Origin of the sequence: Ralstonia sp. R-29 (assembly GCF_049913345.1) — a bacterium.
Classification (GTDB): Bacteria; Pseudomonadota; Gammaproteobacteria; order Burkholderiales; family Burkholderiaceae; genus Ralstonia.
The window spans coordinates 798,629-819,219 of the sequence record NZ_CP184378.1; the positions used below are offsets into that span (position 1 = coordinate 798,629).

General features: G+C 65.2%; 19 protein-coding genes. 17 read left to right on the forward strand and 2 right to left on the reverse strand.

All coding sequences use genetic code 11. The features are described 5' to 3' along the window. The first annotated feature begins 6 nt into the window (after positions 1–6). The 16 genes from ACN9M1_RS20770 to ACN9M1_RS20845 all read left to right on the forward strand — a co-directional run bounded on the left by ACN9M1_RS20770 (position 7) and on the right by ACN9M1_RS20845 (position 16,762). Complete coding sequence (locus ACN9M1_RS20770; protein WP_426400457.1) at positions 7–1,278, forward strand: RNA polymerase sigma factor; 1,272 nt, start codon at positions 7–9, stop codon at positions 1,276–1,278. A 353-nt stretch (positions 1,279–1,631) separates the two neighbouring features. Then, positions 1,632–2,213, forward strand: a complete 582-nt coding sequence (gene msuE / locus ACN9M1_RS20775) for an FMN reductase (protein ID WP_426400458.1) — start codon at positions 1,632–1,634, stop codon at positions 2,211–2,213. 51 nt (positions 2,214–2,264) lie between these two features. Then, positions 2,265–3,401, forward strand: a complete 1,137-nt coding sequence (gene sfnG / locus ACN9M1_RS20780) for a dimethylsulfone monooxygenase SfnG (RefSeq protein WP_426400459.1) — start codon at positions 2,265–2,267, stop codon at positions 3,399–3,401. A gap of 90 nt (positions 3,402–3,491) precedes the next feature. Continuing rightward, positions 3,492–4,406: an ABC transporter ATP-binding protein gene (locus ACN9M1_RS20785; protein WP_426400460.1), complete on the forward strand. Its 915-nt coding sequence runs from the start codon at positions 3,492–3,494 to the stop codon at positions 4,404–4,406. Then, complete coding sequence (locus tag ACN9M1_RS20790) at positions 4,403–5,302, forward strand: branched-chain amino acid ABC transporter permease (RefSeq protein WP_426400461.1); 900 nt, start codon at positions 4,403–4,405, stop codon at positions 5,300–5,302. The genes ACN9M1_RS20785 and ACN9M1_RS20790 overlap by 4 nt, the downstream gene beginning before the upstream one ends. 12 nt (positions 5,303–5,314) lie before the next feature. Further along, positions 5,315–6,394: a branched-chain amino acid ABC transporter permease gene (locus ACN9M1_RS20795; RefSeq protein ID WP_426400462.1), complete on the forward strand. Its 1,080-nt coding sequence runs from the start codon at positions 5,315–5,317 to the stop codon at positions 6,392–6,394. Between the two features lie 57 nt (positions 6,395–6,451). Beyond that, positions 6,452–7,774: an ABC transporter substrate-binding protein gene (locus ACN9M1_RS20800; RefSeq protein WP_426400463.1), complete on the forward strand. Its 1,323-nt coding sequence runs from the start codon at positions 6,452–6,454 to the stop codon at positions 7,772–7,774. A gap of 53 nt (positions 7,775–7,827) precedes the next feature. Beyond that, entirely contained in the window at positions 7,828–9,093 is a 1,266-nt protein-coding gene (locus tag ACN9M1_RS20805; protein WP_426400464.1) for a monooxygenase, read from the forward strand. 11 nt (positions 9,094–9,104) lie between these two features. Next, positions 9,105–9,881, forward strand: a complete 777-nt coding sequence (locus tag ACN9M1_RS20810) for an ABC transporter ATP-binding protein (RefSeq protein WP_426400465.1) — start codon at positions 9,105–9,107, stop codon at positions 9,879–9,881. Between the two features lie 39 nt (positions 9,882–9,920). Continuing rightward, entirely contained in the window at positions 9,921–11,123 is a 1,203-nt protein-coding gene (locus ACN9M1_RS20815; RefSeq protein ID WP_426400466.1) for an acyl-CoA dehydrogenase family protein, read from the forward strand. 24 nt (positions 11,124–11,147) lie between these two features. After that, the gene (locus ACN9M1_RS20820) at positions 11,148–12,305 is read left to right on the forward strand and encodes a sigma-54 interaction domain-containing protein (protein WP_426400467.1); all 1,158 of its coding nucleotides are present in this window, start codon (positions 11,148–11,150) and stop codon (positions 12,303–12,305) included. A 41-nt stretch (positions 12,306–12,346) separates the two neighbouring features. Then, positions 12,347–13,480, forward strand: a complete 1,134-nt coding sequence (locus ACN9M1_RS20825) for an acyltransferase family protein (protein ID WP_426400468.1) — start codon at positions 12,347–12,349, stop codon at positions 13,478–13,480. A gap of 89 nt (positions 13,481–13,569) precedes the next feature. Continuing rightward, the gene (locus ACN9M1_RS20830) at positions 13,570–14,409 is read left to right on the forward strand and encodes a transporter substrate-binding domain-containing protein (protein ID WP_426400469.1); all 840 of its coding nucleotides are present in this window, start codon (positions 13,570–13,572) and stop codon (positions 14,407–14,409) included. Between the two features lie 35 nt (positions 14,410–14,444). After that, on the forward strand, positions 14,445–15,233 hold the full coding sequence (locus ACN9M1_RS20835) for an amino acid ABC transporter permease (RefSeq protein WP_426400470.1): 789 nt from the start codon (positions 14,445–14,447) through the stop codon (positions 15,231–15,233). Beyond that, positions 15,226–15,909, forward strand: a complete 684-nt coding sequence (locus tag ACN9M1_RS20840; protein ID WP_426400471.1) for an amino acid ABC transporter permease — start codon at positions 15,226–15,228, stop codon at positions 15,907–15,909. The genes ACN9M1_RS20835 and ACN9M1_RS20840 overlap by 8 nt, the downstream gene beginning before the upstream one ends. Next, a complete protein-coding gene (locus ACN9M1_RS20845) occupies positions 15,896–16,762 on the forward strand; it encodes an amino acid ABC transporter ATP-binding protein (protein WP_426400473.1) in 867 nt (288 codons plus the stop codon). Before ACN9M1_RS20840 ends, ACN9M1_RS20845 begins: the two co-directional genes overlap by 14 nt. Before the next feature lie 11 nt (positions 16,763–16,773). Here the strand turns inward: ACN9M1_RS20845 and metC are convergent, their stop codons facing one another. Then, positions 16,774–17,997, reverse strand: a complete 1,224-nt coding sequence (metC, locus tag ACN9M1_RS20850) for a cystathionine beta-lyase (RefSeq protein WP_426400475.1) — start codon at positions 17,995–17,997, stop codon at positions 16,774–16,776. Further along, positions 17,994–19,631, reverse strand: a complete 1,638-nt coding sequence (locus tag ACN9M1_RS20855) for a rhodanese-like domain-containing protein (protein WP_426400476.1) — start codon at positions 19,629–19,631, stop codon at positions 17,994–17,996. The genes metC and ACN9M1_RS20855 overlap by 4 nt, the downstream gene beginning before the upstream one ends. A 349-nt stretch (positions 19,632–19,980) precedes the next feature. Here ACN9M1_RS20855 and ACN9M1_RS20860 point away from each other — a divergent pair, with 349 nt between their 5' ends. Beyond that, a complete protein-coding gene (locus tag ACN9M1_RS20860; protein WP_426400478.1) occupies positions 19,981–20,586 on the forward strand; it encodes a cysteine dioxygenase in 606 nt (201 codons plus the stop codon). Positions 20,587–20,591 lie beyond the last annotated feature (5 nt).

The window sequence follows — 20,591 nt, forward strand, 5'->3', positions numbered from 1 at the left end:
GCCAAGATGGCCGACACCGTGCAGATCCACCGCACCATCGATGCGGTCTGGCGCATGGAGTCGGCCCGCATCATCGCCGGGCTCGCGCGCCTGCTGCGCGACGTGGGCCTGGCCGAAGAGCTGGCGCAGGATGCGCTGGTGGCGGCGCTGGAGCAGTGGCCCGCCTCCGGCATCCCCGACAACCCGGCGGCATGGCTCACCACCGCCGCCAAGCATCGGGCGATTGATCGGCTGCGTCATCACACACTGGCCGCGCAGAAGCATGCGTTGCTCGCCATCGAACTGGAAATCGAACAAGCGCTGGCGCAGACCGAGGCCGACTCCGCCCGCGACGAAGCGATCGGCGACGATCTGCTGCGCCTCGTCTTTATCGCTTGCCATCCGGTGCTGCCGCACGAGGGCCGTGTGGCGCTTACCTTACGGCTGCTCGGTGGCCTCACCACGGACGAGATCGCCCGCGCGTTTCTTGTGCCGGAGCCTACTGTGGCGCAACGCATTGTGCGCGCCAAGAAGACCCTTTCCGCCGCACACGTGCCGTTCGAACTGCCGGAGCCCGATCAGTTGGCCGAGCGGCTGTCGGCTGTGCTGCAGGTGATCTACCTGATCTTCAACGAGGGCTATGCCGCCACCTCAGGCGACGCATGGACGCGCCCCACGCTGTGCGAAGAAGCGCAGCGCCTGGGCCGCATCCTCGCCGCGCTGATGCCGAACGAACCGGAAGTGCATGGCCTGCTGGCGCTGATGGAGCTTCAGGCTTCACGCCTGCGCGCGCGTGTCGGCCCCGGCGGTCGCCCTGTCCTGCTGATGGATCAAGATCGCAGCCGGTGGGACTACCTGCTCATCCAGCGCGGCTTTGCAGCCCTGGCACGGGCGGAAGCGTGCGGGCGCGGATTGGGGCCATATGGTTTACAAGCCGCCATTGCGGCGTGCCATGCCAGCGCGCGCCGTGCAGACGACACTGACTGGATACGCATTGCCGCGCTGTATGACGCGCTGGCACAACTCGCGCCGTCGCCCGTGGTTGAACTGAACCGCGCGGTGGCGGTGGCCATGGCGTATGGGCCTGCGGCGGGGCTTGAAATCGTCGATGCGCTCACGGCCGAACCCGCACTGCGCCATTACCATCTGCTGCCCAGCGTTCGTGCGGATTTCCTCGCGCGCCTCAACCGCCTGGACGAGGCCCGTGCGGAATACGAGCGCGCAGCAGCCCAGGCGCAGAACGGGCAGGAGCGCGCGCTGTTGCTGGAACGTGCGGCCAAGTGCATCACACCCGAGTAACCGCACGCCATTGCCAGGGTGAGCCATTCACCACGAAGGCGACCACGATGCACTGATGCTGTAGAAGCACGGTTGCAGCAGATTGCGCGCTGTCGCACATCCGGAATTTGTCTTTCGATATAAGAACGCGCCATTGCAGATTGGCAACATCAAACACAGACTTCAATTCCCTTTACTGCTCAGAGACTTAGCGACAAACGCGAGCATTGAAATATAGATGCTCCGATTTCTACGTATGCCGCTGCGGGTTGTGCGACGCAGAATGATTTGCAAGCGCAGGAGGTGCCCTTGGGGCGACTGCGCTCACGCAGGTAAGTCATTCCGTTGGTTGCACAAGCGCAGAGGTGTTCAAGATGAGTCGCAAGTTCAAGGTCGTCGCTGTCTCGGGGAGCGTGCAAAGCCCCTCGCGGACACTCGTATTGGTTGAGCAGTTGCTGGCCGCCCTCGCCGAGGTCGCGCCCATCGACACACACCTCATCAAGCTTGAGGACCTCGCCCCCGCCATCGGCGGCGTGTCGTATCGCAACCAGCTGCCAAGCGCGGTGCAGGCTGAGCTTGCCGCCATTGAATCGGCCGATGCGCTGGTGGTGGCAAGCCCCGTGTATCGCGGTTCGTACACCGGGCTGTTCAAGCACCTATTCGATCTGGTCCACCACGAAGCGCTGATCGACGTGCCCGTCCTACTGGCGGCCACCGGCGGCAGCGACCGCCACGCACTGGTGATCGACCACCAGTTGCGGCCGCTCTTCAGCTTCTTCCAGGCGCGCACGTTGCCGCTGGGCGTGTACGCGTCCGAACAGGATTTCAGCGGCTACGAGATCACCGGCCAGGCGCTGCGCGACCGCATTGCGCTGGCCGCATCGCGCGCGCTGCCGCTGCTGACTGCACCGCAGTCTGAAGACATTCGCAGCGCCCCAGTGGCGCAAGCCGCCTGAAGCCTCGCTTCGTTTCGCCCCCAATCCAGTACCGGACAAAGGACCATTGCGATGAGCCAATCTTCTTCCAACGCTAACATCAAGTTTGCCTATTGGGTGCCGAACGTCAGCGGGGGGCTGGTGGTCAGCACCATCCCGCAGCGCACCGACTGGAGCCTCGAATACAACCAGACGCTGGCGCAGACGGCTGAGAATGCCGGCTTTGACTACGCGCTGAGCCAGATCCGTTTTACTGCCGGCTATGGCGCCGAACATCAACATGAATCGGTGTCGTTCAGCCAGGCCATCCTGCATGCCACGACCAAGCTGAAAGTGCTGGCGGCCATCCTGCCGGGGCCGTGGCATCCGGCGGTGGTGGCTAAGCAACTGGCCACCATCGACCACATCTCCAACGGCCGTATCGCCATCAACGTGGTCAGTGGTTGGTTCAAGGGCGAGTTCCAGGCGCTGGGCGAACCGTGGCTTGAGCACGACGAGCGCTATCGCCGCTCCAACGAATTCATCCGCGTGCTCAAGGGCATCTGGACGCAGGACAAGTTCACCTTCAAGGGCGACTTCTATCGCATCAACGACTACACCCTGAGCCCCAAGCCACTGCAGAAGCCGCACCCGGAAATCTTCCAAGGCGGCAGCTCGCGCGCTGCACGCGACAACGCCGCCAGCGTCTCGGACTGGTACTTCACCAACGGCAACACGCCCGAGGGAATCAAGGCGCAGATCGACGATATCCAGCAGAAGGCCAAGGCCAACGGCCACAAGGTCCGCATCGGGGTGAACGCGTTCATCATCGCGCGCGATACCGAAGAAGAAGCCAAGGCGGTGCTGCAAGACATCATCGACCACGCACACGTGGAGGCCGTCCACGCCTTTGGCGATGCGGTCAAACAAGCCGGCAAGGCCTCGCCCGAGGGCGAAGGCAACTGGGCCAAGTCGACGTTTGAAGATCTCGTCCAGTACAACGACGGCTTCCGCACCAACCTGATCGGCACGCCGCAGCAGATTGCCGAGCGCATCGTGCATCTGAAGTCGATTGGCGTGGACCTAGTCCTGACGGGCTTCCTGCACTTCATCGAAGAAGTCGAGTACTTCGGCCGCAAGGTGCTGCCGCTGGTGCGCGAACTGGAAGCCCAGCGCGCCGCCGCCAGCGCGCACGCGCCCCAGCCCGAGCCCGCCGCGTCCGTCGCCTGATCTGACACGCCTGCGTTTCCCTGCATCGCGCCCGCTCGGCTGAGTAGGCGCGAGGGAGTCGTGCTGCCCGTCGCTTTGCGGAGATCCACCATGCCTAACACGTCCGCTGAACTGCTTGTACCGCCGCCGCTTGCACGGCGCACCACCACGCACGATGCGGATGCGCCATCGCTCGCGCATGGCGTTGACGCCCATGCCGTACAGGCCGCAACACCTGCGCTCCGGCTGGCGGGCATCGACCTGTCGTTTGGCGGCATCCAGGCGCTCAGCGGTATCGACCTGACAGTGGCACCGGGGGAGATCCGCGCCATCATCGGCCCCAACGGGGCTGGCAAAAGCTCGCTGGTCAACGTCATCAGCGGCCTATACCGGCCGGACCGTGGCGGCATCTGGCTGGATGGCCGGGCGTTTTCCAAGGTATCGCCGGCACGGCTGGCCCGCCTGGGCATTGCCCGCACGTTCCAGAACCTGGCGTTGTTCAAGGGGTTGAGCGTGCGCGACAACATTGCGCTGGGCCGCGTGCAGCACAGCCGTTCCGTCTTCGTCGAGCAGTTGGTTGGCCTGGGCCGCGCGCGCCGCGAGCTGGCCGATGCGCGCGAGCGTGCCGCGCAAGCGATCGACTTTGTCGGCCTGACCGACGTGCAAGACCAACTGGCGGGCACGCTGTCTTACGGACAGCAGAAACGCGTGGAACTCGCGCGCGCGCTGGTGGCCCGCCCCCGCCTGTTGCTGCTCGATGAGCCGCTGGCCGGCATGACGGTCACGGAGAAGGCGCAGATGGCCGCGCTGATCCGCGCCGCGCGTGACCAGTGGGGCACCACCATCGTGTTGATCGAGCACGACATCGGCATCGTGCTGGGCCTGTCAGATCGCGTGGCCGTGCTCGACTACGGACGCAAGATCGCCGACGGCACACCAGACGCGGTGCGCGATGACCCGGCCGTCATTGATGCCTACCTCGGCGTTGCACACGAGGCCGAACACAACGAAAGCAAGGCCGCATGATGGGCGACTTCGATTTCGCGTTCTTTGCCGAGGTGCTGGTCGGCGGCCTGCTCTCCGGCGTGATGTATTCGCTGGTGGCGATTGGCTTTGTGCTGATCTACAAGACCTCGGGTGTACTCAATTTTGCGCAGGGTGCGCAGCTGCTGTTTGCAGCGCTCACCTTTGTAAGTCTGGTGGAGCGCGGTGTGCCGTTCCCGCTCGCGTTGCTGCTCACGTTCGCGTTGATGCTGCTGCTGGGCCTCGGCATCGAGCGCGTGGTGCTGCGGCCGCTGGTCAACCAGCCGCCCATCACGCTGTTCATGGCCACGCTCGGCCTGTCATACGTGATCGAGGGCGTAGCGCAATTGGCGTGGGGCACACAGGTCCACGAACTGAACCTCGGCATCTCCGATGCGCCATTGCAGATTGGCGGCATCCTCGTCTCCAGCTTCGACCTGTTTGCCGCCGGCACCGCGGCCGTCATGGTGACGGTGTTGTCGGTGTTCTTCCGCTACACCCGTGTGGGGCTGGCGTTCCGCGCCGTGGCGGACGACACGTTTGCGGCCATCGCTGTCGGCCTGCGCCTGCCGCGCATCTGGGCGACGGTGTGGGCCACGGCCGGGGTAATCGCCTTGGTGGCCGGGCTGCTGTGGGGCGCGCGCCTGGGCGTGCAGTTCTCGCTGTCGCTGGTGGTGCTCAAGGCGCTGCCGGTGCTGGTGCTGGGCGGCTTCGATTCGATTCTTGGCGCAGTCGTCGGCGGCTTGATCATCGGCGCGCTGGAGAAGCTGGCCGAGGTGTATCTCGGCCCGTTTGTCGGTGGTGGCATCGAGAGCTGGATCGCCTACGTGGCCGCGCTGGCCTTCCTGCTGGTCAAACCGGGCGGGCTGTTCGGCCTGCGCCACGCCGAAAGAGCCTGAGAGCACCACGCCATGACAACGACACTGGATTCCACGTCTGCCCCTGCGGCACACAACACCGTCGCGCGACGCACCTTGCGCTGGCCCATCTGGGCAACGCCTGCGGTGACCCTGCTGCTGGCCTACCTCGTGGTGCCGCTGGTGGCATCGGATTACTGGCTGGACGCCATCCTCATCCCCTTTCTAGCGCTGTCGCTGGCCTCGGTGGGCCTAAACCTGCTGACCGGCTACGCAGGCCAGTTGTCGGTGGGATCGGCCGCCTTCATGGCAGTGGGCGCGTTTGCGGCCTACAACTTCAACCTGCGCGTGGATGGCCTGCCGTTGCCGGTCAGCATCGTGCTGGCAGGGCTCGCCGCCACCGCTATCGGCGTGGTGTTCGGGTTGCCGAGCCTACGCTTGCGCGGCTTCTACCTGGCGGTGTCGACGCTGGCTGCGCAGTTCTTCGTGCAATGGGCGCTGACCAAATACGGCTGGTTCAGCAACAACAACGCGTCGGGTGTAATCGACGCACCGCCCATCGTGGTGGCCGGCTTCGCGTTCGATACGCCAGCGCTGCGCTATGTGTTCGCGCTCACGGTGGTGTCGATCCTTACCGCACTAGTCTGGCGGCTCGTGCACACACCCACTGGCCATCATTTCATTGCCGTGCGCGACAACGAACTGGCGGCGCGCGTGACTGGCGTGCCCGTGCTGCGCACCAAGCTGCTGGCCTTTGCCATCTCGTCGTTCGTCATTGGCGTGGCGGGTGTGCTGTGGGGCTTCGTCTACCTGCGCACGGTGGAGCCGGCGGGCTTCAATCTCGATCGCTCGTTCCAGATTCTGTTCATCGTCATCATCGGCGGCTTGGCCACCATCCGGGGCGCGTTCCTCGGCGCGGCGCTGGTGGTGGTGTTTCCATTGCTGCTGTCCCGCTTTGGGGCCTTCGTGTTTGGCAGCCGATTCGATTCCGGTGTGCTGGACCTCAGCCAGCGCATCGTGATCGGCGCGCTCATCGTCGCCTTCCTCATTGCCGAGCCCCAGGGGCTGGCTGCCCTGTTGCAGCGGGTGCTGCTTCGAATCGGCAAGGCAGCGCGCCCGGCTTCTCGAACCTGATTTCCCACGTTTTCTCCATTCAACCGACGTCGTATCGATACCAGGAGTTTTTGCACCATGTCTCTCCCCCGCACCATCAAGATGGCATTGCTGGCCGGCGCGCTTGCGATCTCCGGCCTGGGCGTGCAAGCCGCCCACGCGGATGAGCAGTTCTTTCCGCTGCAAAGCTACCGCGTCGGCCCCTACGCAGCCGGCGGCACGGGGTTCTTCGGCGGCTTCATCGATTACCTGAACCTCGTCAACACGCGCGACGGTGGCGTGGGCGGCGTCAAGCTGACCTGGGAAGAAGGTGAAACGCAGTACGAAGTGGAACGCGGCGTAGAGGTGTACGAGCGCCTGAAGACCCACCCCGGCATCGCCACGTGGAACCCGCTGTCGGTGGGCATTGCCTATGCGCTGCTCGACCGGGTGACGGCCGACAAGGTGCCGCTGCTGACCATCAACCACGGCCGCACCGACACCACCGACGGCCGCGTGTTCAAGTACATCTTCCCGCTGCTGCTCAACCCGTATAGCGAGACCTCGGGCATCGTCAACTACATCGGCACCAAGGAAGGCGGCCTCGACAAGCTCAAGGGCAAGAAGATCGTGGTGCTGTATCACGGCTCGCCGTACGGCAAGGAGACGATCCCCATCTACGAACTGCTGGCGAAGAAATACGGCTTTACGGTGCAGCAGATCGAGGTGCCGCACCCGGGTAACGAGCAGCAGTCGCAGTGGCTGGCCATCCGCCGCGCCAAACCCGATTACGTGGTGCTGCGCGGCTGGGGCGTGATGAACCCCGTGGCGCTCAAGACGGCGCAGAAGACGGGCTTCCCGGCCGACCACATCATCGGCAACGTGTGGTCCAACTCGGAAGAAGACGTGATCCCGGCCGGCGATGCAGCCAAGGGCTACGTGGCCATCACCACGGTGGCGGCGGGTGCGCAGTACCCGGTGCTTCAGCAGATCACCAAGACGCTGTACGACAACGGCAAGGGCAACCTGCAGGACAAAAAGCGCATCGGCAGCGTGTATCACAACCTCGGCGTGCTCAACGGCATCCTGAACGTGGAAGCCATCCGCATCGCGCAGGCCAAGTTCGGCAAGCGCACCTTGACGGGCGATGAAGTCCGCTGGGGCCTGGAGAACCTGAAGATCGACCAGGCCCGTGCGGCGGCGCTGGGCGCCAAGGGCCTGTTCCACTCCATCAACGTCACGTGGGACAACCACGAGGGCGATGGCCGCGTCGCCTTCCAGCAGTGGGATGGCACCAAGTGGAACGTGATCTCCGACTGGATCGCGCCGGACTGGAAGTTGCTGCGGCCGATCATCGAGAAATCGTCGCTGGCGTACGCCAAGGAGAAAAACATCAAGGTGCGTACCAGCATCAACGATTGACGGCAGCTCCCCGCCTACCCCCATCACCTTCCCCGATCTGACGGAGGTTTGACATGACCCAAGCGCACGCCAGCACCCTCTTTGGCACTGAATACGAGGCCCTTGCGCAGAAGTACCGCCCCATCTTCCAGCGCATCCGCGACACCGCCCTGCAGCGCGAACACGACCGTCAACTCGGCGTGGACGCCATCCAATGGCTCAAGCAAGCGCGCTTTGGCGCGGTGCGCGTGCCGGTGGAATATGGCGGCGACGGCGCCACGCTGCCGCAGTTGTTCCAACTGCTGATTGAACTGGCCGATGCCGATTCCAACATCGTGCAGGCGCTGCGTGGGCACTTCGCCTTTGTGGAAGACCGCCTGAACGCACCGCGCGATGCGCGCACCGAGGTGTGGCTGCGGCGCTTCGCGGCGGGGGATCTGGTCGGCAACGCCTGGACAGAGGTGGGCGACGTGGCCATCGGCGACGTCATTACCCGCGTGTCGAAGCGAGATGGCCGCTGGGTCGTCAACGGCCGCAAGTACTACAGCACCGGCAGCATCTTTGCGGACTGGGTGGACCTGTACGCGCGCCTGGAAGACGGCACCGACATCATCGCCGCAGTCAGCTCGCACCAGCCCGGCGTCACGCACCATGACGACTGGAATGGCTTCGGCCAGCGCACCACGGGCAGCGGCACCTCGGTGTATGAGAACGCCGCCGTGGAAGAGGAGAACATCTTCCCGTTCACCAGCCGCTTCAAGTACCAGACGGCGTTCTACCAGCTCTTCCACCTGGCCACGCTGGCCGGCATTGCACGCGCCATCACACGCGACGTGGCGCAGCAAGTGCGCGAGCGCAAGCGCATCTTCAGCACCGGCAACGCGCCGGCCGTGGCGCAAGACGTGCAGGTGCAACAGGTGGTGGGCGAGGTGTCCGCCCTCGCCTACGCAGCCGAAGCGACCGCCATCCGCGCGACCTTTGCGGCGCAGCGTGCCTACGATGCGCACTGGGCCGGCGATGCCGCGCAGGAGCACCAGGCCAACATCGACGCCGAACTGGAATCCGCACAAGGCCAAGTGGCGATCGCAGACCTCGTGCTGCGCGCGGCCACGCAATTCTTCAATGCGCTCAGCGCGTCGGCCACGGCCTCGGGCAAGGCGCTGGATCGTCACTGGCGCAACGCGCGCACGGTGGCATTGCACAATCCACTGATCTACAAGGCGCGCATCATCGGCGACTGGCACATCAATGGGACCGAACCGCCGTACGTTTGGCAGATCGGTGCGGGGCCCGGCACGGTGGCGGCAAGCACAACACCGCCAGTGGCCAAGGCGGCTTGAGCGCGCAGGCGATGAGTGACTCCGCTGCGCTGCTGCGCGTCGATGCCGTCGAGGCGACTTACCAGAACGCCATCGTCGCCCTGCACAACGTGAGCCTCACCGTGCTGCGGGGTGAGGTGCACGCGCTGCTGGGCGCGAATGGCGCGGGTAAATCGACCACGCTCAAGGCCATCTCAAACCTGCTGGTGCCTGAGCGAGGGCAAGTCACGGCCGGCACCATCCACTACGACGGCCATGATGTTGCGCGCACCACGCCTGCGCAACTTGTACGCCTGGGGCTTGTGCAGGTATTGGAGGGCCGGCGCTGCTTTCCCAATCTGTCCATCGAGGCCAACCTCGTCACGGGTGCACTGGGCCGCAGCGCTTCGCGCGCAGAAACTGCAGCCGATCTGGAGCGCGTGTACGCGATCTTCCCGCGTCTGTACGAGCGCCGCCGTATTGCCGCCGGCCTCACATCGGGCGGCGAGCAGCAGATGGCGGCCATTGGCCGCGCGCTGATGTCACGCCCGCGCCTGCTGGTGTTGGACGAGCCATCGATGGGTCTGGCGCCGCTGGTGGTGCAAGACATCTTTGCGCGACTGCGACAGCTCAACCGTGACGAAGGGCTATCGATCCTGGTGGCGGAGCAGAACTCCACGGTCGCACTGCAATACGCCCATCGCGCCACGGTACTGGAGGCCGGCGTCACGGTACTGAGTGACACGGCCCACGCGCTGCGCCGGCGCCAGGACATCCAGCACTTCTATTTCGGCCGCGACGTGGCGCGGCAAGCGCCGGCATTGGCGTAGTTGGTCTCACCTCTGGCCCCACCCTCTTTCCGATTTTCCATGACGACCGAGACGGCGATCCCTCCTGAAATCGACATTCCGGCGACACCCATCCGCCAGTCCGCCAAGGCACTGGCGGCACAGTTTGCGCAGACCGCTGTGGAACGCGATGCCGCAGGCGGCACGCCGCTGGCCGAGCGCAACGCGCTGCGGCGCAGCGGCCTGCTGGCGTTATCAATTCCCAAGCACTACGGCGGACACGGTGCCAGCTGGGCCGAAACGCTAGACACCGTGCGCGAGTTTGCGCAGGTGGATAGCTCCATTGCGCACGTCTACGGCTTTCACCATCTGCTGCTGGCGACCGTGCGCCTATTTGCGCGGCCAGACCAATGGGAGCCGTGGTACGAACAGACCGCGCGCAAGCACTGGTTCTGGGGCAACGCACTCAACCCGCTGGACGACCGCACCATCGTGCGCCGGTTCGACGGCTGGTACGAGTTTTCCGGCAAGAAAAGCTTCTGCTCCGGCGCGCTGGATTCGCAGATGCTGATTGCCTCGGGGCTGGACGAACACAGCCGCAAGCTGTTGATTGCCGCCGTACCCACGGCGCGTGCCGGCATCACCATCAACAACGACTGGAACGCCTTCGGGCAACGGCAGACCGACAGCGGCAGCGCCCTGTTTGAGAAAGTCCGTGTGGAAGATAACGAACTGCTGCGCGACCCGGGGCCACTGACCACACCGTTCTCTTCATTGCGTCCGCTGCTGGCCCAGCTTGTCTTCGTGCACGTATTTCTAGGGCTGGCGGAAGGCGCATTCGAACAGGCCAAGCACTACACGCTGCATGAAGCGCGCCCCTGGCATCGGTCCACCGCAGAACGCGCCAGCAAGGACGCCTACACGCTCGCGCACTATGGCGAGTTCTTCGTGGGCCTGGAAAGCGTGCGGCTGCTGGCACAGCAGGCGGCCACCCGGTTTGATGAAGCCTGGGCACAAGGCGCGGTGCTCACCGCGCACGAGCGCGGGCATGTGGCCGTTGCCGTGGCCACGGCCAAGGTGGCGGCCACGCGCGTCGGGCTGGATTTGACCAGCCGGATGTTTGAGACCACCGGCGCACGCGCCACGCACGGCGCGCTGGGGCTGGACCGCTTCTGGCGCAACCTGCGCACCCAAACACTGCACGACCCGGTCGACTACAAGCTCCACGAGCTGGGCGACTGGGCGCTGAACGGCGCGCTGCCCGAACCCTCCTTCTATTCCTGATCCCACCGAGCTGAATGGACAATCATGGCGACGTTCCCTGTATGGCCTCCGCCGCCGGGCCACGCGCCAGCGGCCAGCACTCCTGCGTGGATATTTGAAGACCCGCGCTCACGGGCGCTGCTCGATGAAGTCGAACAGGTGGCGCCCAGCGACGCCACCGTGTTGATCTCCGGCGAAACCGGCACCGGCAAGGAGCTGATCGCCCGCTATCTGCACAACCGCAGCACGCGGCAGGATGGCCCGTTCGTGGTGGTCAGCTGTGGCGCCTTTTCCGACGCGCTGGTCGATGCGGAACTCTTCGGTCACGAAAATGGCGCGTTTGCCGGCGCCTTCGGCACACAAGTCGGGTGGTTCGAGCAAGCCAACGGCGGCACCATTTTCCTGGACGAGGTCAACGATCTGCCGCTGCCGGTGCAGAACAAGCTGCTGCGTGTGCTGCAGGAGCGCGAAATCGTGCGCTTGGGTGGACGCACGCCCATCCCGGTCGATTTGCGCATCGTCGCCGCCACGACCGTCGACCTGGAAACGCTGGTCCAGGAGAAGCGCTTTCGCAAGGATCTCTATTACCGGCTGAACGTCGTCAACCTCAATGTCCTCACGCTGAAGGAACGGCCGGGCGATATCGTGCCGCTCGCGCGCTACTTCATCGACGCCTACAGCAAGCGGCTGGGCCATGCGCGCGCCATGCTCACGCCCGAGGCCGAGCGCCTGCTCACGCATGCACCCTGGCACGGCAACGTGCGCGAGCTTGAAAACGTGATCCACCGGACGCTGCTGCTCTGCGACGGCAACACCATCGACGCCACCAGCCTGCGCCTGTCGAACCGCTCCGCCTGCCCAGTCAACGCAGAGGTTTCACCGCCCACCTTGCCCGTCACCGCGCCGCCTGCACAGGTACCGGCAGCCTCCGCAGCAGACGATATCGGTGCGCTGCGCACGGCCATCCAACAGCTCTGCAATGCCAATGTTCCGGATGTCTATCAGGTGGTGGAAGACGCCCTGTTCCGCGAGGTGTTCCGGTACTGCCACTACAGCCAGAGCGAAACCGCGCGCTTGCTGGGCATCAGCCGCAACGTCGTGCGCGCCCGGCTCATTCGCTTGGGGGAGGTAGGCGCGCCACGCAAACCGCCGTTTGCATCCACAGCGTCGGCAACGCCACACCAAGACGCGGTCGGCACGTAGCTTGCTGGGCAGCTTGGGTTGCACGTTGACCGGCCCAAGTTGTGAACCGTTCCTCTTCTTCCCTCCAAAGCATCCAGGCCTTGCGGGGCTTTGCTGCGCTCTACGTCGTCGTATTCCACTCGGGCTTGGCACTCGCCCACGCGGACGTCCCTGCCCTGGCGTGGTTGACCACGCATGTGATCAAGCGCGGGCATGTCGGCGTGGATGTGTTCTTCGTCATCAGCGGCTTCATCATCGCGTGGGTTGCTGTGCTCGGCCAAGGTCGGGGCAAAGCACCGGAGGCGCCCGGCGAATTCCTCGTCAAGCGCGCGTTCCGGTTGGCGCCGCCGTACTGGTTGATGTCCATGCTGCATTCCGCCTGGCTCAACCCGGTATCGACGGGCGTGTTGCTAACCTCGCTCGCGTTCATGCCGCAGGCCAATGCGGATGCGCCGTACTTCGGGTATCCCGCGCTTTACGTGGGCTGGTCGCTCAACTACGAGGCGTTCTTCTATGCGTTGTGCGCGCTGGGCCTGGCACTGTTTGGCCGCCGCGCGCTGTGGCTGGTGGCGTTGGCGCTGTTCACCACGACGGTGATCGTGCCGTTCTGGCACAGCGGCGTGGTACTGCGCGACCCGGAAGTGCTCCACGCATGGGCGACGCCCGTACAGGCGATGGCCGCCAACCCGCTAGTGCTGGAATTTTTGCTAGGTGCGGGGCTGGCGTGGGTCTATGCGCTGCACCGACGCCGCCTGACACCCACCATCGCACGCGTGCTGCTGGCGGTTGGGCTGGGCGCGTTCCTGATCTCGGTGATCGCGCCGGCGCCGAAGTTCGACCTGTTCTGGCGTGGGCTGCCGGCGGGCGCGCTGTTGGCTGGGTTGGTCGCCATGGAGCACTGCGGCGAGTTGCGTGTGCCGCGCGTGGTCGTCTGGCTGGGTGAGCTTTCGTACGCGTTGTACTTGGTGCACCCTAGCGTGATCGAGGCGACGCACCGGCTGGTGGGCGTGCTGGCGCCAGAGTGGATCGGCTCGCAGTTGATGCTGTTTGCTGTCAACCTGACGCTGACGCTGGCGCTGGCCACGCTGCTGCATCGCTATGTCGAACAGCCTTCCATTACGCTCGGCCGCCGCACGATCGAATGGATGCGCAACCGGCCCACGTGGCGCGTATGGCTGGGGCTGCAGAAGTCGTGAACGGCGCATAACGTTTCCGGTTTTTATTCGTTCCCCGCACGACGGGTGTCTCACACAATGGCCGCCTCAGAAACAATCTGTCGCACGCCATGTCCGCTACGTCCACTGGGTTCCGCTTTGCTTCCGCCGCGCTGGCCGCCGCTTCTCTGTTGACGGCCGCGGCCGCGCATGCCGATGCCACGCTCGACAAAATTCAGCAGCGCAAGAAACTGGTGGTGGGCGTGGTGCTGTCGGGGGGCCCCTTTGGCTCCATCGACCCGGCCACGCAGCGGGCAACGGGCTTCAATGTGGACCTGGCACAAGCGCTGGCGCGCGGGCTGGGTGTGGAAGTGGAAACCGTGCAGGTGCAACCCTCCAACCGCGTGCAGTTTCTGCAGCAGGGCCGCGTGGATGTGCTGGTGGCATCCATGGAACTGAACCCCGAGCGTGCCGAACTGCTGGCCCATGTGCCCACGCCCTACTACCGCGTTGGCGGCGTGGCGCTGGTGCCCAAAGACAGCCCGGTGCGCCAGTGGAGCGACCTGAGGGGCAAGGACGTGTGCCTGTCGCAAGGCAGCAGCTATACCAAGCCGCTGGCCGCCGACATTGGCGCCACCCCCAAGGGCTTCAAGAGCCCGGCCGAATCGCTGCTGGCGCTGCGCGGCAACAACTGCGCCGCCGCCGTGCACGACGCCACGCTGCTGCAGCCGCTGCCGCGCTCCAACCCCGAATGGAAGGACTACCGCATCGTCGGCCCCGACCTCATCCCCGCGCCCACCGTCATCTGGGCGCGCAAAGGCGAGAACGATACCGTGGCCGCGCTCGACCGCGTGGTGCAAGGCTGGCACCGCACCGGCTGGCTGATCGAAACCGAAAAGAAGAACGGCATCCAGCCGCCATCGCCCGCGCTGGTGGAGTGGCATGACAAGCTGAAGGCCAATCGCAGCTGACCATTGCAGCTGAATGAAGCATTGAGGATCCGCCGTTGACCGACGATCTGCTCCTGCGCGCAATCGCGCTGGTCCGCCACACGGGCCTGGACTACAGCTTTCTGGCTGAGGCCTACGAGCGCAACTCGTTGCTGCAGGGCGCAAAGACCTCGCTGCTGGTGATGCTGAGTACCGTGGTGCTGAGCCTCATCTTTGGCGTGGGGCTGGCGCGCTTGCTGGTGTCGCCGCGCAGGCGTGTGGTGTGGCTCGCGCAGGTCTTTGTTGAACTCACACGCAACACGCCCACGCTGGTGCAGTTGTGCTGCGCATTCCTGGTCGTCAATACACTCATCACGCAAGCGTTGGCGCAGTGGCAATTGACCAATCCGCTCACGCCGTTCTTCTGGGCGGTGACGCTGCTGTCGCTGCACAAGGCGGCGTTCCACGCCGAAGCCTTGCGCGCGGGCATCGAAGCCGTGCCGCCCGCCATGCTCGAAGCCGCCACCTCGCTGGGCTTCAACGCACGTGAACGGCTGTGGCGCGTGCAGCTTCCGCTGGCGTTTCGCGCCGCGCTGCCATCCCTGATGAACAACACGGTGGAGCTGGTGAAAGCATCGTCGCTGGCGTCCGCCATTGCGGTGGGCGACATCACCTATAGCGCGCTGATGATCTGGACGCAGCGTGACAACGTGCTCGAATGCATGGTGCTGTTGCTGCTGTTCTACGGCGTGGTCACCTATGCCGTGCACGCCGCTGGGCTGTGGCTGGAGCGCCGGCTACGCATGCCCGGCTACGGCACGGCGGGCCAGGGTCATGCCATCACGGGAGCCCCTGCCCATGCCTGACAGTCTGTTTGCGACCTTGCTGCAATGGACACCCGCGCTGCTGCGTGGGTTGGGCATCAACATCGGCATCAGCCTGCTGGCAGTCGGCCTGGGCTCGCTGGCGGGGCTGGCGGTGGGGGCGCTGCATCTGTCGCCCGCGCGCGGCCTGCAGCGCATCGCCGGCACCTATGTGGTGGCCTTTCGCAATGCGCCGTGGCTCGTGCTGGTGTATGGCATTGCGTATGCCGTGCCGTTCGAAATGGTCGTGGGTGGCCATGTGGTGCCGTTTCCAGACTGGTTCAAGGTGACGCTCGCGTTGGCGCTCCCCGCCAGCGCACACGTGGCGGAAATCTTCCGTGGCGCAGTGCTGTCGATTCCGTCCACCCAATGGGAGGCGGCAGCATCGCTGGCGTTTACGCGTCGCGACGTCCTCTGGCGCATCGTGCTGCCGCAATGCGTGCGCCGCATGCTGCCCTCGTGGATGAACCTGTATGCCGTCATCACTATGGGCACGGCAATGGCCTCGCTCGTGGGCGTGCACGACCTGCTCGACACCGCGCAGATCGCCAGCAACACCATCAATCGCACGCCGTTTACGGTGTTGACGTACTTCACCGTGCTGGCCTTGTTCTTCGTCTATTGCTACCCGATTTCGCGCCTGACCCGGCGCCTGGAGCGCGCTCATGTCGTTGCCTGATCTTTTGCCATTGGAGGCGCCGCCTGCCGATGCGCGCGCCATTGCCCCACTGGTCGCGTTGCGCGATGTCCACCTGACCTTCGGGACCACGCAGGTGCTGCGCGGTATCGATCTCGATGTGCATCGCGGTCAGGCGGTCTCAATCATCGGGCCCTCGGGCTCGGGCAAGTCGACACTCTTGCGCTGCATCAGCGGGTTGCTGCGCCCGCAGCGCGGCAGCATTGCGGTGGATGGCATTCGCGTTGACCAGCTCGCCACCGAAGCCGAAACCATTGCCCTGCGCAAGCGCATCGGCTTCGTGTTCCAGCAATACAACCTGTTTCCGCATCTGTGCGTGCTGGACAACCTCACCGCTGCGCCTGTGCGCGTGCTGGGCCGCAGCCGCCAAGAGGCCGAAGCCGACGCGCACGCGCTACTCAAAAAGGTGGGCTTGGCCGACAAGGCACGCGCCTACCCCGGCCAACTCTCCGGCGGCCAACAGCAACGCGTGGCGATTGCCCGCGCGCTGGCAATGCGCCCGGAGCTGATCCTGTTTGATGAAGTCACCTCCGCGCTCGACCCCGAAACCGTGGGCGAAGTGCTCAACGTGATCGGTGAGCTGGTTGACGATGGGCTGACCTGCGTGCTCGTCACGCACGAAATGGCGTTTGCACGCGCCATCAGTGATGAGGTGGTGTTCACGGAACACGGCGTGGTGGTGGAGCGTGGGTCTGCGGAGCAACTGTTTTCCTCGCCCATCAGCGAACGCACGCGCGCGTTTCTGTCACGCGCGCTGTCCGGGCATGCCGGTGCACGGCCCGCTACGCATGCCCCTTGGCACGCCGCCTTTGCCAGCGCGGCGTTTGCGGTTTGATGGGCTAAAACTCACCCACCAATGGCATGCAACGCTGCCGCCGGCGCATGCTGCAACGCCTGCGCCAGATCAGCAATCAAGTCATCCGCATCTTCCAGCCCCACGTGCAGACGCAGCACAGCGCCAGCCTGGTTCCACTGTGCATGGTCCACAAGGCGCTCCGGCGCAACCACGGTGACCAGGCTTTCGTAACCACCCCACGATGCCCCGATGGCGAACAGGCGCAGGGCATCGGCCACGCGCTCTGCCGCACGGACATCTGCACCTTCGAGCACGAACGAAACCAGGCCGTTTGCGCCCTTGAAATCCCGCTTCCATAGCGCGTGCCCCGGGTCATCCGGCAGCGCTGGGTAATACACCCGGCCGACACCCGGTTGCGTTTGCAGCCATTGCGCGACGCGCGTGGCGTTGCGCTGGTGCTGCGCCATGCGCACTGGCAACGTGCGTACCCCGCGTAGGGCAAGGTAGGCATCGTCTGCACCGATGGTCAGGCCCAGCACATCGTGCGCGGCTGCAATGCGCGCGGCCACGGCTTCGGTGCGGGCGATGACGGCACCGAGCATCACATCCGAATGCCCGGCTACGTACTTGGTTGCCGCCAGCACGGACACATCCGCCCCCGCATCCAGCGGACGGAACAGGATGCCCGACGCCCAGGTGTTGTCCGTCGCCAGCACGATGTCATGGCGTCGCGCCACGCGGGCAATGGCAGCCAAGTCATTGATTTCGTACAGCAGCGACCCCGGGGACTCGGTATAGATCAGCCGCGTATGCGGCCGGATGGCTGCTTCGAGTTGTCCGTTGGATGGGTCCACGTACGACAACTCGATACCTAGCCGCTGCAACAGCGCCGCATCGAGCCGGCGCACGGGCGCGTAGATGCTGTCCGTCACGATGACGTGATCACCGGGTGAGAGCAGCGCCAGAAACGTCAGCGAAATCGCCGACAAACCCGACGGCACCAGGAACGCCCGCACGCCGCCTTCCAGCGCCAGCAATGCGTCTTCCAGCGCACGGTGCGTCTGTGAACCGTGGCGGCCGTAGCTGGCAACGTTCTCACCGGCCTTGCGACGCGCTTGCACGTCGTGCTGTGCGGCCGTGGTGGCGTGGCGCACGGTGCTGGTGCGCTCTACCGGCACGTTAACGGGCGCGGAGCCATTCACAAACGGTGGGCTGCCTGCGTGGATGATGCGCGTGGCAAGCGCTTCAGCGGCATGGCGAGTGTCGCGCGTCATTGCGCCTCCACTTCGTTCGCTTGAGCCGGCGCATGGGCGGTTGCGTCGGGCACGCCGGGCTTGAAACCGGCGCGCTCCTGCGCATCGAGTTGTGCGACGAGGCCAATTTCCCAGGCGAGGTAACCGCGTGCGGCGTCGAGGTTGCCGTCGTGGCGGTCGTGCACGAAGAAGAGGTAGTCGATGCGCTCGGCATCCGTCGGCAACTCGGGTGTGGCTTCCAGCGGATAGCCGGCGGCGTGCCAGGCCGCAATGCCGCCATCCAGGCGCCGCACGGACGCCGCACCCTGTTCGAACAGATCGACCGCGGCCAGTGCGCCGACGGCAGGATCATCATCCACCAGCACCATATGCGTGCCGCGTACATCGACCAACTGGCGCCGTGTCGACCACCGTGCGCCGGGAATGTGGCCCGCGCGATAAGCCGCGCTGCTGCGCAGATCGAACACCTGCACTTGTCCGTTCGCAAAGGCATTGCGCAGAGCACCGGCATCGATGCCCGATGGCGCAACGGGGTGCCAGGCCGCGTCGTCTTGCTCGAGCGCGGCGGCGTTCGCCTCGCTGAGGCCGCCCTCCAGCACGACGGCATCGTGGCCCATCTGCTGCAGCCAACTGACGATCACCGGCGCACGAATGCCATCGTCGTCAAAGACGATCAGCCGAGCGCCGCGTACGCCAACGTATTGGTCGGTCGCTTGCAGCAACTGGCCGCCCGGTGCATGCACCGCACCTGGGAGGCTGCCGCGTGCAAAGGCTTCGGCAGTGCGCACATCGAGCAGGAAGACGGTGCGTGCGCCGCGCTGCCGCTCGGCCTGTACGTCGGCGGCGGTGATGCTGGGCACGGCAAACCGGCGCGACAACTGGGTCACCACTTCCTGCGCACGGCGGCGGGTCGGCACGTCGATCGTGTCGGGGTAGCGTCGGTCCGCGCCGTGTTCCAGCGTGAGGCCATGCAGTTGCCAGCCCTGCGTGCCGTTTTCCAGCGCGTAGATCGGATTGCGCAATCCGAGATTGCGTAGCGTCTGCGCACCGATGATGCTGCGCGTGCGGCCCGCGCAGTTGACGACGACGGGCGTGTCGTCATCAGGGATGAGTGCAGGCGCCCGCAGCGCGAGTTCACCGTTCGGGCACGACACCGCACCGGGAATCGTCATGCGGCGGTATTCCGCGACGGTGCGTCCGTCCAGCAACACGTGCCGCTTGTGCTCGCGCTGCCAGGCTGCCAGCTCCCCCGCCGTGATATGCGGCGTGTGATAGGCCAGCTCGGCCAGTTCGCCAAACGTCTTGGACGGCACGTTGATGCCCTGGAACAGCGCCAGGCCGGCAGCCTGCCACCCGGCGTTACCGCCCTCCAGCACATGCACATTGCCGTAGCCCAGATCGGCAAGGCGCCGGGCAGCCAGTGTGGCGAGCGCGCCGCCATCGGCGTCTGTTACCACTAGGCGCACATCACGCCGGGGCGCCAGCCGCACCGCTTCCACCTCCAGCCGGCTATAGGGCACGGGCGTGGCAAGAAAGAGGTGCCCCTCGCCAAACTCGCCGGCTTCGCGCACGTCGAACAGCGCGATCTCTGCGCCGTCATGTAGCCAAGCTTTGAGCGTAGTGGCGTTGATGGAGGGAATGGCGGGAGTCGACATACATGCCTCGCGTATTGCTGCGTGTTTTGCGGGTTAGTCCGCCGAATCATTGAAATGGGAGGGGCAGGACATGCCATGCGGGATGCAGCGCTAGGCGGAAAGCGCAGCAATAGCTGGCGAGCATTTGCAACGACGCGATGCGCCCGCACGGCATGGCAAGCACCGATCAATTTCAGTGACTCAGTGGACTGGGAGGCAGCCATGGTAGGCACGCCGGCACGCGTGCACGAACGAAGCGATGCGTCTATCCATATGCAGGATCGTGCGTTGGTGGCACGGGCTCGGCGCTCTACACTGGGGCCTCATTCTTCTGCCTCCTTCTTGAGCCACCCCTCTGCGCCGAACCGCTATGAGCCTCGCCCAGCAACGCGAACACGCCATCCAACAAACCCTTGTCGCCATCCGCGCCATTGCCTCGCAGGATGGCATCACCCGTGCGTCGCTCGCGCGCATTGCCGACCGGCTGCAGGAGCTGGCCGCGCAGGAGGCCCTGTTTCCGTTCGACGCCTTTCCGCCGCCGCCTGCCAATGATGCCGACGCCTCGAGCCGCTATCTGCTGCATGAAGACAGCGACAAGACCTTCGCGCTGTATCTGAACTCCATCAACCCCGGCAAGACCACGCCGCCGCACAACCACACTACGTGGGCGGTGATCGTGGCGCTGGAAGGCGAAGAGCTGAACCGCGTCTACACCCGCACGGATGATGGTCGTGACCCGGAGCGCGCCACGCTCAATCTGTCGCAGGAGGTGGTGGTCCAGCCCGGCACGCCCATCGCCTTTCTGGACGACGACATCCACAGCATCCACGTGCTGGGCAACAAACCGACGCGCCACTTCCACCTGTATGGCCGTGCGCTGGAAACGCTCACAGGCCGCGTCGGTTATGACCTGACCACGGGGCGCGTGCTGAACTACAACCGCAACTACATGAGCGCGACCAAGCAGGCGGCTTGATTGCC